This is a genomic window from Aquibacillus albus, assembly GCF_016908325.1.
GTDB lineage: Bacteria > Bacillota > Bacilli > Bacillales > Amphibacillaceae > Aquibacillus_A > Aquibacillus_A albus.
Map to the genome: position 1 here is coordinate 55,786 of NZ_JAFBDR010000006.1, position 12,853 is coordinate 68,638.

General features: G+C 37.5%; 14 protein-coding genes. All 14 read right to left on the reverse strand.

Going from position 1 to position 12,853, the window contains the following annotated elements; translation table 11 throughout:
• Positions 1 to 18: 18 nt before the first annotated feature.
• Positions 19 to 1,290 carry a molybdopterin molybdotransferase MoeA gene (locus JOC48_RS06970; RefSeq protein ID WP_204498361.1) on the reverse strand — a complete coding sequence of 424 codons (1,272 nt, stop codon included), beginning with the start codon at positions 1,288 to 1,290 and terminating at the stop codon, positions 19 to 21.
• A 50-nt stretch (positions 1,291 to 1,340) separates the two neighbouring features.
• Positions 1,341 to 2,348, reverse strand: a complete 1,008-nt coding sequence (moaA, locus tag JOC48_RS06975) for a GTP 3',8-cyclase MoaA (protein WP_275580722.1) — start codon at positions 2,346 to 2,348, stop codon at positions 1,341 to 1,343.
• Between the two features lie 143 nt (positions 2,349 to 2,491).
• Positions 2,492 to 4,213, reverse strand: a complete 1,722-nt coding sequence (locus JOC48_RS06980) for a sensor histidine kinase (RefSeq protein ID WP_204498363.1) — start codon at positions 4,211 to 4,213, stop codon at positions 2,492 to 2,494.
• 17 nt (positions 4,214 to 4,230) lie between these two features.
• The gene (locus tag JOC48_RS06985; protein ID WP_204498364.1) at positions 4,231 to 4,704 is read right to left on the reverse strand and encodes a GAF domain-containing protein; all 474 of its coding nucleotides are present in this window, start codon (positions 4,702 to 4,704) and stop codon (positions 4,231 to 4,233) included.
• Positions 4,694 to 5,347 (reverse strand): response regulator, encoded by a 654-nt coding sequence (locus JOC48_RS06990; RefSeq protein WP_204498365.1) that lies wholly within the window; start codon positions 5,345 to 5,347, stop codon positions 4,694 to 4,696. The genes JOC48_RS06985 and JOC48_RS06990 overlap by 11 nt, the downstream gene beginning before the upstream one ends.
• A gap of 13 nt (positions 5,348 to 5,360) precedes the next feature.
• Positions 5,361 to 6,017, reverse strand: a complete 657-nt coding sequence (locus tag JOC48_RS06995; protein WP_204498366.1) for a sensor histidine kinase — start codon at positions 6,015 to 6,017, stop codon at positions 5,361 to 5,363.
• Between the two features lie 19 nt (positions 6,018 to 6,036).
• Positions 6,037 to 7,560, reverse strand: coding sequence for a nitrate/nitrite transporter (locus tag JOC48_RS07000; RefSeq protein ID WP_204498367.1), 1,524 nt, complete (start codon positions 7,558 to 7,560; stop codon positions 6,037 to 6,039).
• The gene (locus JOC48_RS07005; RefSeq protein ID WP_204498368.1) at positions 7,553 to 7,840 is read right to left on the reverse strand and encodes a hypothetical protein; all 288 of its coding nucleotides are present in this window, start codon (positions 7,838 to 7,840) and stop codon (positions 7,553 to 7,555) included. Before JOC48_RS07005 ends, JOC48_RS07000 begins: the two co-directional genes overlap by 8 nt.
• Positions 7,841 to 7,842: 2 nt before the next feature.
• Complete coding sequence (locus JOC48_RS07010) at positions 7,843 to 8,139, reverse strand: hypothetical protein (protein ID WP_204498369.1); 297 nt, start codon at positions 8,137 to 8,139, stop codon at positions 7,843 to 7,845.
• Positions 8,126 to 8,335 (reverse strand): hypothetical protein, encoded by a 210-nt coding sequence (locus tag JOC48_RS07015; protein WP_204498370.1) that lies wholly within the window; start codon positions 8,333 to 8,335, stop codon positions 8,126 to 8,128. The genes JOC48_RS07010 and JOC48_RS07015 overlap by 14 nt, the downstream gene beginning before the upstream one ends.
• Positions 8,325 to 8,846 carry a Rieske 2Fe-2S domain-containing protein gene (locus JOC48_RS07020; protein WP_204498371.1) on the reverse strand — a complete coding sequence of 174 codons (522 nt, stop codon included), beginning with the start codon at positions 8,844 to 8,846 and terminating at the stop codon, positions 8,325 to 8,327. Before JOC48_RS07020 ends, JOC48_RS07015 begins: the two co-directional genes overlap by 11 nt.
• Before the next feature lie 33 nt (positions 8,847 to 8,879).
• Complete coding sequence (locus JOC48_RS07025; protein ID WP_204498372.1) at positions 8,880 to 9,443, reverse strand: 4Fe-4S dicluster domain-containing protein; 564 nt, start codon at positions 9,441 to 9,443, stop codon at positions 8,880 to 8,882.
• On the reverse strand, positions 9,444 to 11,612 hold the full coding sequence (locus tag JOC48_RS07030) for a molybdopterin oxidoreductase family protein (RefSeq protein WP_204498373.1): 2,169 nt from the start codon (positions 11,610 to 11,612) through the stop codon (positions 9,444 to 9,446). It abuts the gene before it with no gap.
• On the reverse strand, positions 11,599 to 12,639 hold the full coding sequence (locus JOC48_RS07035) for a hypothetical protein (RefSeq protein ID WP_204498471.1): 1,041 nt from the start codon (positions 12,637 to 12,639) through the stop codon (positions 11,599 to 11,601). The genes JOC48_RS07030 and JOC48_RS07035 overlap by 14 nt, the downstream gene beginning before the upstream one ends.
• Positions 12,640 to 12,853 lie beyond the last annotated feature (214 nt).

The following is a 12,853-nucleotide window of genomic DNA, read 5'->3' on the forward strand; positions in this document are numbered from 1 at the left end:
AGCTCCTCTCACTATACTTTAAATAGTAAAATTTTCGAATGATGTACCGGCTTGGTCTTCTAACAAGATTACTTTAACATTTGAGCCCTTTTGATAACCTTTCGTTCCACCAGGCAACACAATTAAACTATTTCCCGCAAGCGATGATACAACATTCGATTTATCTAATCCAGCCGGGGTTGCTATTAATCTACCTTCTTCAATCGTTAATTGGCCCCGGACAAATCGATCAAATGGGTTCGGTTTAGGAAAATCATTACCTAGAACAGCGGATACTTTATTTAAAAATGGATGTTCACAACGGAGATAAGTACGAATAATCGGTCTAGTAAACAATTCGAAACCAACAAAGCATGCCGACGGGTTACCTGACAATCCAAATAAAAGCTTATTATCCTTTTCTGCAATCGTAGTAACACTACCAGGACGCATGGCCACTTTATTAAATAACACATTCGCACCTAACTTTTGGTAAATATCAGGTAGATAATCATAATCTCCTACGGAAACTCCTCCTGTTGTAATCAGCATATCTACCTTTTTCATCCCATCCTCCACTTGCTGAAAACAGGTATCAAAATCATCACTGAATTGACCTAAATAAAGAGGAATCCCACCAGCTCTTTCTATTTGTGCACAAATCATATAAGCATTACTATTACGAATCTTTCCAGGTTGTAAAGGTTCATCAATTTCAAGAAGCTCACTTCCTGTAGCAATAACACCAATCGTTGGCTTCTTGCTAGCAGGAACTGTTTTATAACCGAATGTAGCTAATAATGCAATAACTCCTGGATTGATATAAGTCCCTTTCGAAGCAAGTACTGTTCCTTGTTTTGTATCTTCCCCTTTAAAGGAGATGTTGTCACCTGATTTAAAAGGTCTTCTTACTTGTATCATGTTTTTTCCACTTCTATCAATTTCTTTTGCTTCCTCTAGCATAACTACAGCATCACAGCCATCTGGAATTTGAGCTCCTGTCATAATTCTAACGGCTTGATTTTTCCCTACACGTGATGTAAATACGCTTCCGGCACCAATCTCACCAATAACCTCTAATTCACAGGGTTCATTTCTTGTCGTTCCTTCTGTATCATTTGATCGAAAAGCAAATCCATCATATGGGGAGCGATCAAATAGAGGTATGTCATGATCTGCTACTAGGTCTTCACCGAGAAATCGTCCATAAGATTCTTCAATTGAGATATTTTCAACACTGCCTGATGAAGAAAAGGTCATTAACCGGTTTACTGCTTCCCTAACTTTTATTGGTCGTCTTTTTTCTACCATACATTCGTTCTCCTTTTTCCAACTAACTTTTTACTCTCTATCCAAGTAAATTAACCACCGATATATGACATTTCAATTTTCTTTCTATTTTTTGCAGTCTCTTCTGTTCGTAAATCAGAATATCTGTCGGTTCGTTTTTTCCATGTGGATGTTATTGCTTCTACAATCTCTTCATCATTGGCTTCAGAACGTAGTATTTGCTTTACATCCAATCCATTTGTTGCAAACAAGCAAGTGTACAACTTTCCATCTGCTGAAATTCTTGCTCGTGTACAAGTCGAGCAAAAAGATTCAGATACAGATGTGATAAAGCCTACCTCGGAGTCGGTGCCAGCATAACGATAACGCTTAGCTACTTCCCCTACATATGCCGGATTAATCGGCTCCAGTTTAAAATGCTTCGATAATTCATCAAACAATTGCTTCTTCGTGATAACATGACTAAAATCCCAACCATTGGATTGACCTACATCCATAAATTCTATAAAACGAAGAGTCATTCCTTGCTCTTTAAAATACTTGGCCATAGGAACAACTTCTTGATCATTCATCCCTTTTTTTACAACCATGTTTACTTTTACTTCCAAACCAAGATCTTTAGCTTTTTTCATATTGTTTAGAACACGCTCTGTGCCTACTCCGCTATCATTTATCGACTTAAAAACCTGATCACTTAATGCATCTAAACTGACATTGATTCTATTTAATCCAGCATCCTTTAATTGCTGAGCATATTTGTCTAAAAACATTCCATTCGTTGTCAGCGCAATATCCTCTAGTCCTTCGATGGAAGCCAATCGGCTAATTAACTTCGGTAAGTCTCTCCTTAATAATGGCTCTCCACCTGTTATTCGGATTTTCTTTACCCCTAACTGAACGAAAAGGTTTGCTAAACGTTCCAGCTCCTCAAAATTCAACAAATGTTCTTTTGGTAAAAAGGCATAATCTTTACCAAATATTTCCTTAGGCATACAATATCTACACCTAAAATTACAACGGTCCGTCACTGATATACGTAAATCCTGTAAAACTCGACCAAACTTATCTTGCAACGGCATCGATGGTGTTCTCATGGGATATCTCTCCTAATTTTCTTATTGAGGTTATTCAAAAATGAACACGTACTTATTGTAATTCATTTTAACAGGTATTTGGAAAAGTAAAAAGAAGGAGGTTCACAATCGTATCATGTGAACCCCTTCTACATTGTTTTAATTTTTAACAAGATGGTTGTTCCTTTACCAGGAATGGAGTCCACTTGAAGGGTTCCATCAACGGAACGAGCCCTTTCCTCCATACTCACTAAACCAACACCTTTAGATAACTGTTCTTTATTAAAACCTATTCCTTTATCCTCAATGACTACATGCAGTTTATCATGTAACTCTTGAATGGTAACAGATACTTGATTCACATCAGCATATTTTCGGACATTTGTAAGTGCCTCTTGTATGATTCGGTAAATCGTTATTTCTATATCACTTCTTAGTCTATGTTTAAGCGTCGATTGAAAATGTACATTAATTCCGTAATTTTCCGAGAAACGGTTAAGAAAAGAACGAATAGCTGGTATTAACCCTAAATCATCCAAAACAGAAGGTCTTAATTCCCATGAAAAATCACGAATCTCTTGAATAATTTCAGTAGCCTCTTCCAGCAGTTGTGTTAATAATGGATGATCCATTTCATTATTTAATCGATTGATCGTAATCAAGTGACTATACATATTTTGACCAATTTCATCATGAAGCTCTCTTGACAGCCTCTTTCTCTCTTCCTCTTGAACCGTAATTATTTTTGTCATCGTATCCTGTAATTCTTCCTCAATTCGCTTACGTCTTGTTATTTCAAAACGAATGGAAAGATACTGATAAGGCTTACCATCCTCATCTAAGAACGGAACAATCGTTGTATCGACCCAATAATAAGTCCCATCCTTTGCTCTATTTTTTATTTCTCCCTTCCATACGTTTCCGGTGCCAATCGTTTTCCATAATTCTTTAAAAAATGAGCGAGAGTGATATCCAGAATTAATGATAGAATGCGTTTTACCAATCAATTCATCCCGACTATATTGAGAAACATGTACGAATTGATCATTAACATACGTAATTTTTCCTTGTTTATCGGTAATTGCGACAATAGAAGATTCATCCAATGCAAATTTCAAATCAACTAACTCTTGCATAGATTTCTTCAGCTCGTCAACAACACGTTTATAATCAGTAATTTCTTTACGGATAGCTACGTATTGATATGGTTTTCCTTTGTTATTCAAAAACGGAACGATCGTTGTATCGACCCAATAATACGTTCCATCTTTTGCTTTATTTCTAATCTCTCCCCGCCAAACATGTCCATGTGCAATTGTCCGCCACAAGTTGCGCATAAACCCTTTATCGTGATATCCAGAATTTATTATCCGATGGTCCTGACCAATGAGCTCCTCTTTACTATACTTTGAAACCTCACTAAATTTATCGTTGACGTATTTTATTTTTCCTGTCTGGTCTGTAATAGCAAGAATGGTTGATTCATCTAAAGCGTATTTCATATCTAACAGTTCATTTAGAATTCGTTGTGGCTCAACACCTGTAACTGTCTCATGATTACTTTTGTGCAAGGTGATTATATGGTAGGTCACTTGATGAAGTGTAATTGTATTTTTCTTAAAAAATAAAGAAAATTGGTGTCCATCTTTGTTTCGTCCATAATGATGAATGATTGTCCCTTGTTCTACCTCATCCATCTTTATATCCGGAATAATTGACTGTACACCTTGACCAATACTGTCATATTGTGCAAAATCAAAAAGTTGTCTTGCTTTTTCATTCATGGACTCAATACATCCATCTTGACTAATAACAATCGTCGCATCACCAGAGGCTTCCCTATTGCCTAAGTGATTTCTATGCTCTATCATCGGTATCAGTTAACCCCCTAGTTTTTAAAGTAGGATGGTAGAAACTCTTCCATATTTTCAACTGCTTCTTTAACTTTATAAAACTGATCCCCATCGATTGGATGTTCTTTTCGATAGCCAATGAGTAGTGATCCTTTAGGAACGCCGTTGACGCGTATTGGTACGGCATAGGCAGATACTAGTCTTTCTGCTAACATAATTGGATAATCAGTTGATTTACCCAGAATATTTTCAGGAAAATGGCTTATTAGCATGTCACTACCCGTTGCAATTACTTTACCGGCAATCCCTTTACCGTATCTAACTGTAACGTGTTTATACTTTTCGTTTGTATTCCCACATACATAAGGCCAATTAACATCTGGATGATGAAATTTTTGTAAAGCAACACCTATAAAGTCACAGCTTATTCGTTTATGAAGATTTTTACATTCAGCTAAAAATAGTGTATCTAAATTTTCTACATCAGCCATTTCTTTATTATATGCCATATCCAAGTAATCCTTTTTTTAAAGCATAAGAAACTAATTCAGGTCTCGTTTTCATTTGCAATTTCTCCATTAAATTACTCTTGTGTGTTTCAACTGTTTTCACACTAATAACGAGTTGTTCTCCTATTTCTTTATTGGAATATCCCTTTGCGATAAGTGTTAATACCTCTTTTTCTCTGTCAGACAACAATTGATAATCATCAGAAACATTATTTTTTACTGACTGCAAATATTCATCCATGAGACGTTTCGTCGCAGACGGATGCAGATAAGCATTTCCGCTATGAACATATTTAATTGCTTCAATCAGTTCTTGATGCGGCGCACTCTTCAACACACACCCAGAAGCACCTGCTTGAATAGCACGAAATAAATATTCTTCATCATCATGCATCGTTAATATCAAAATGGCCGTCTCGGGCAGCCGTTTTTTTAATTCTGAAGTTGCCGATAAGCCGTCTTTTCCATGTGGCATGCTTAAATCCATAAGCACCACATTTGGTTGTAACTCTAACGCTTTATCTATTCCTTCATTACCTTCAGAAGCTTCTCCAATCACCTCCATGTCTGGAACTGCGTTTATTAACACTTTTAGTCCCATTCGAACAACTGCATGATCATCTACTAGCAGAACCTTTATCACGCTTTACAGCCCCCTATCTCTGGAATGGCAAAGACAACGAAACCTTCGTTCCTTTGCCCTCTTCAGAGGATATTTGACAATCGCCTCCAGCCATTGCCATTCTTTGTTTCATTGCTGCAATACCTTTACAGCGAGTATTACCAAGTATCTCTTTCAAGTGGAAACCTTTACCATCATCTTCAATCTCAATCTTCAGTATATTATCTTTCCATATAAATCGAAGACTTGCTTCGGATGTATCTGCGTACTTTGCAATATTAATCAAAGCTTCTTGACAAGCTCGAAACACAGCTAATTGATTAGATTCGGAAAGAAATTGCTCATGACCAATTGTATCGATATGAATAATTACTCCAAAAGTAGAAGTGAATTGCTTTAAGTAACTTTTCATGGCTGCAACCAGGCCAAGTGTCGACAATGATGATGGATAAAGCTCAACTGATAGTAGCCTTACCTCTTGAATTGTTCTGTTCAATTGTGCAGCTAACTCTTTAACATAGCTTTTTAAATCGGGGTTTTCTAATGCTGAATGCAAGAACTCCAAGCCTGTGTTAACACTATAGAGGTGCTGACTAATGCCTTCATGGAGCTCGTTTGAAATACGTTTTATTTCTTCTTCCTGTGCTTGAATAATATAGGTGCTGGCTTGTATTGATGATTTAAGCTCCATGAAAAGCCTCCTCTCGTTATTACAGGTTGTTCGTGTTCTGTTTTTGCAAGCTTTGAGTATTTGTAATATCACTAAACACACCTGCATATTGAATCGTCTGGCCAGCATCATCTTGAATGGCGCTGATCGTTAACCACTCTAAATAATTCTTACCATCTTTTCGTTTATTCCATATTTCCCCTTGCCAAAAACCATCATTCGTTAATTTTTCCCACATGTCTTCATAAAATTTTTTCGACTGCTGTCCAGAACTAAGCATATTTGGATTGTTACCGACTGTCTCCTCATAGCTATATCCAGTAAGCTCGGTAAAAGCTGGATTTACTGTCATTATTTTACCATACCTGTCCGTAACCATCATACCGAGTGGACTGCTTTCCATTAATTGATACGACAGTGATAACTTATCCTGATAATACATCCAAACTGCTAAAACAAAGCTTACTAATGCGAACTGTGATAATGCCATAAAACCAATCGCATAATGACCAGTCATTTCATAAACCGTGGACAGAACTAAAGGTGGGAAGAAACCACCTAGTCCCCCCATTGCAGCAACTAATCCATTCACTATCCCTGCTTGCTTTTGAAAATACATCGGTACTAGCTTAAACACAACACCATTACCTATCCCAGCACAGGCTGCAATCGTTATGCATCCAACCGTGTACCATTGGATGGATGGTGAAAAGGATAATAAAATAGCGGCTAACGTGAATCCACCGAAAACATACATCAACAAGATTAATGAATGATAACGATCTGCTAACCAACCGCCTACAGGACGTAGGAAAGTAGCTACTGCGATAAATCCTGCTGTACGAATACCTGCATCAACTTTTTCTAAGTCAAAGTTAGTAACAAGGAAATTAGGTAAGTAAACAGTAAATGCGACAAACGAGCCAAAAGTTACAAAATAAAACAAACAGAATAACCATAGCTTATCACTTTTATAAACACTTTTAATTTGTTGGATAATTGGTGTTCTTACTTTAACTTCCTTTTTATCTCCTAAGAAGATATTTGCCAATATAAACAGAGCTAATAATATCGTATAAAGTTGTATCGTTGAAGACCATCCAATCCTTGAAGCGATTACTGGTGCGCTAAATGTAGTAATCGCTGTTCCAATATTTCCTGCGCCATAAATACCATTAACAAACCCATGACGTTCCTTTGGATAATATTTAGGTAATGAAGTTACTCCGACAGAAAAAACGGCTCCACCAATACCTATAAACAATCCTCCAATCACTAGACCAATGAAGGAGTCCGCAATACTGATGTAATACACTGGAGGTATCAACAAAATAAAACTGACGATAAAGACCTTTCTTGCTCCCCATAAATTCGTGTAATAGCCAATTGGAACTCTTAGTATGGATCCTAATATAACTGGTATTGCTGTAATCCACGCTGCTTGCTGGATCGTAATAGATATATCTTCTCTTATAAATGATATTAATGAGGACAGAATTACCCATACCATGAATCCTATGACTAAATTCATTGTTTGTAATGGTAGTTGGATTTTCTTAATCATTCAAATCTTCCCCTCTTCTAATTGCATAATAGAGTCTTGCTTGCTTATCAAATGCAATCCAATTGTTCCTCTTTTGTTGGACATCACTCGAAAGCGGAATAGCTATAAAAAAATGCTTATCAAAATATAAACGTAAATGCGTCTTATCTGGACAATAAGTAATATCTATAATTTTTCTTTTCACCCAAGGAGCTGTTTCTTCTCCAGTTTCTCCATGTATACACAGCTCTACAGGTATGGTTTTGTAGCTTTTCAAATCATTTATCTCATTCGAATTCAAAACTAACATCCTTTCAAAACTGGTATTACTTGAAATTGGTAGCCTTGTAATAGTGACCAGAAGTTTTCATCCGCATACTCTTCAAGATAATCAATCACCGCCTGCTCCGATCCCCAGCTACTCATTCCTTTTACTTCTGCAACTATGATCTCAACTTCTTGGTTTTCTTTTTCGTCTAAGTACCAATTTAAACGTTCATGTTTGAACAAATTTTCCAATTGAGCGTTAATTTCTTCTGATAAATGACCAACTTTTTTTCTTACAAAACAGAAATCTAAATACGTTTCACTTTTTTGCATGCGATTCCCCTCCTTTATGTTTTTCTTTTTTATAGATGAGGATAGCAACTGGGAAGAGAACGAAATTACCAATTGTGTAAATGAATACTGCTTGATAGTTCTCATAATAAAACTGATGTACTAACAATTGAGTCAACACAATGTTAAAAGCTAAAATAATACAGAGACCGATGATTCCGACATAACTACGCTTCATATCGTTTCACCCTTACTGCAAATACAGCATCATCCTCGACTTTCACAACAACCTCTGGCAATGGACGTCTAGGTGGTCCTGCTGTTGGGGTACCGGTTTGAACATCAAATTTACCATGGTGACAAGGACAGACCATTTCGTTTTTATCCTTTACCCAATAAACTGGACAACGAAGATGAGTACACGCATTTTGGTATGCGACAAATCGGTCCTGACTTAACCGAATTAATATGGCACTGTCATGTTCACTTGGAAAATGAAATTCTACTGAATCTCCGACAGCAATAGCATTAACATCTACAATTTTCTTATGGGGGTACTCTTTATCTGCTAATCCGAATAACTCTTTAGCAGCTAAAGTTCCCCACGGAAGGGAGGCTACAGCAAATACACCTGCTGCACCTACCATCGTTTTCATAAATCCACGACGGTCTAAAGAACGCTCATTATTTCTGTTTATGTTGTGCGTATAATTATCATCTTTGATTGGAACGTTATGTTTATTTCTCACTTCATTTCACTCCTCATACCTGGATGGTTGAAGTTAAAATAGCTTTACTGTCCCTTGCAGAATTCCAGGTAAATTTACTGTTACATTCGTTTCACCTTCTAGGTAATGCATACTCGTAACCCATTTATCATTACCGACGTCATGACTTTGCTTTTTCATTTCAATTTCTTCTTCTGTTAACCATTGCAATGTGTTTGAAGGACAAACACTCGCACACATTGGTGGAATATCATCCTTCGTACGGTCAATACATAAATCACATTTGTACATTAGGTTTTCTTCTTCATCAAATTTTGGAATACCGTATGGACAAGCAATCGTACAGTTTTGGCAACCAATACATTTTTCTACTAATGCCGATAACACAGCACCAGTCTCATGAATTTGAATGGCCTGAGCAGGACAGCTTCTTGCACAAGCTGGATCAGCACAGTGTAAACACATCAGCGGCATTGTTTGTCGGTTTACTAAAGGGTTGACATCATAAACATAGTTCCGATTTTTTTGTTCGTGCCCCCCACATTGTGTACAAGCTGCCAAGCAAGAACGACAACCAATGCAATTTTCCAGTTCTAAATACAGTTTTCTTTTTGTCATTTATAGCACCTTCCCAGTATCTAGTTTCTCTATCTCGACAGCACATGCTTTGAATTCCGGCATCCTAGACATTGGATCTAATGCCGCAATCGTTAAAAGATTAATAGATTCATCATGTCCAAAGTGATACGGAACAAATACAGTATCTTCTCTTATCGCTTCCGTAATCTTCACTTTATATTCTGCTTTACCACGACGCGTAAAGAGTTTTACTACTTCATCATGGTTAATGTTGTATTTTTCAGCAGTGCTGGGATGTACTTCCACATACGGATCTGGACACATATCCTTTAGAAATGGAATTCTTCTCGTTTGATTACCTGATAAATAATGATAAACGACACGGCCTGTTGTTAGCCGAAGCGGATATTCCTCACAAGGCTCTTCCGCAGGCGGCCGATATGGTAATGCACAAATCTTTGCTCTCCCATCACTGTGATAAAACTTATTATCTAGGAACATGTGAGGAGTTCCTTTATCCTCTTTTTCTCGACAAGGCCAGAACACCCCATCCTGTTTATCAATCTTATCCCAAGTGGCACCATAATAATCTGCGTTTCCACCTTTCGTAGCTAGCCTAAATTCTTCCGCTACATCCCTCGCTGTTTTTAAGTGGTCAAAGTGCTTCCCTTTTCCAAGTAAATTGGCTAGCTCGACTTGCATTTGCCAATCTGGCTTTGACTCCCCAATCGGTTCTTGTGCCTTATTTATTTTTATAATTCTTCCTTCTAAATTTGTAACAGTACCTTCATCCTCTGACCATGTAACAGATGGTAAGATAACATCCGCAAACTCTGCAGACTCTGATAAATAAAAATCACTACAAACCATAAAATCAAGATTTTTCATCGCATTTCTTACAAAATTCAGATTTGGTGCGGATACAGCAGGGTTCGAGCAAAGCAAGTACAGTCCTCGGATCGTTTTCTGCTCCATCAGTTCAAACATTTCATAAGCAGAAACACCTGGCTGTGGCATATCTTCTGGATTGATTCCCCATACTTTACTGACATGTTCAACCGCTTTAGGATCAGTAATTTTACGATAACCAGGTAGTAAATCCGATTTCTGACCATGTTCACGCCCACCTTGACCGTTTCCTTGACCAGTGAAAGTAGCTACACCTGCCTTTGGACGACCAATTTTCCCTGTGACAAGTGCTAAGTTACAGTAAGCAGAAACGTTATCCACACCCTTATGTTGTTGTTCAATTCCTCTGGCAAACATCACAATTGCGTTTGGTGCTTTCCCGTAAACTTCTGCTGCACGTTCAATTTTCTCAATAGAAACTCCAGTAATCATACTTGTGTACGCTGGTGTGAACTGCTCAACTAGCTCTTTCGTTTCTTCAAATCCATTCGTATGCTGATTAACAAATTGCTCATCTGCATGGCCATTTTTTATCAATAAATGGAGAATCCCATTTGCTAACGCCAAATCTGTACCTGGGCGCAAATCTAAGTGAATATCAGCCCTTCTAGCAAGTGGCGTTTCACGAGGATCTGCAACAATTAAATATCCTCCACGTTCTTGAACGGCCCAGACCCGAAACATCGATGTAGGATGACATTCCGCTGTATTACTACCTGCGATAAATAGACAATCTGTTTCATGTATATCTGTCCACGGAAGCGTAGAGCCACGATCCACACCAAAGGTTCTTAAAAATCCTCCAGCAGCACTGGACATACAGAAACGTCCATTGTAATCAATGTATCTTGTTCCTAATGCAACTCGAGCAAATTTTCCTGTTAGGTAGCATTTTTCGTTTGTCATCGACACACCACTAAACACAGACAAGCTATCTTTTCCATAGTGTGCTTGTAGCTCTTTAAAATTTTTAGCCACGAGCGTTAAGGCTTCTTCCCAGCTAGCTTCACGGAATCCTTCTTTTGTTCCATTAAGACTTGAATCATCACGTATCAACGGCTTTAATATCCGGTCTTTATGATTCGTCTGTTGATATGCCGTAACTCCTTTGGGACACATTTTTCCAACCGTAACTGGCCATTCATACCTCGGTTCTACACCTACAATCTTGTTTGTTAACGTGTTGACACGTAAGTTCATTCCACATTGCATACCACAATAGCTACAATGCGTTTTGATTAGCTTTTCATTTGGGTGATTTACATTTTCTATTTCACGAAAAAATTTATCCTTTTGCATTTTGATTTGCCTCCTTTACCGGTACCTCATGTGTTGGGAACCCTGAAAATCTGCTAATTCGATACTTCCTTCGGCAAGGAAGACAAAGCTCTGCTAAATGAAATCCCTCTTTCATTTCAAATTCCAAGTCATTTACTCCTAGTACTTGAATCACATCGTTGGATTGCTCTGTTGACACAAATTCATTCCCACACACTCTGCACTGTTTCATTGACTTTTCTCCATAATGCTCACGGTAGTTTCTGGCAAAAACACTTAGTGGACGGAATGGAATGTGAGCCAGCTTTCCAAAAGGTAAATAAATCAATGTAATTATCACGGAATATTGATGGATTAACGACATTACATAGTGTCCTGCACCATGTAGAAATACATTAATAAAGGTTAATGCTAACCCAGTTATACTAATGAGTAACAGTAAATATAGTGGTAAAAAGTCATACATGAACTGTTGTTCTGCTCTTGCTTGTAGATTCTTCAAGCGGCGGTATAATGCCATACAAACACCCAAAATAACCATAATTGCACTAAAATTCAAAGCGTTATAAGACATGAAAGCAATAAAGCCATCCGCCGGAATAGTCATTACATTCATTCCGAGAAGTACGATTGTGTACATTCCACTCTCTGCCATCGTAAAATACATCCATCCAAAGACGAGTGGAAATGTTACTAGACACGATAAAATACATCCCCAACCAATCAGCACATGCTGTGTCCATCGGTAAATTCCCCTATTCCATATAAAACGATAGGTGGCTAAATGTTCTGCCGATGTCTTTGGAGTAGATTTACGGAAAAGTAACTTCAGCCCTTTTTTAATCAAATTTTTTGTAGGAGGGCGTTCGCCCCAAGCAATAAAGCGGTAAAAGAAACCACCTAAAAATACAATCGTACCAACCATATATCCATATAGATTTAAGTCAACGTGAGTAAACATTCTTGTCGCAAAAAAAGATATGATTAAGATTCCGCTAACTGTAATAAACATGGATTTAGCAAAATGAGATGCAAATGCACGATCAATCGATTGAACGCCCTTTGCTCGTTGTTTCACTGGTATATTCTGCATGTTCAATTCTCCTTACTTACATTTCTGCGTTTCTGATGCCTCTAAATAAATTGTAAAAAAAGATATGCTAACATGTAATCGGGGAACTTCCTCATCATGAAATATAAATTCCCCTATTTATCAATGTTCTACTTTTGAAGAATTTTTGTTACTTTGAGGGTAAGGTGTT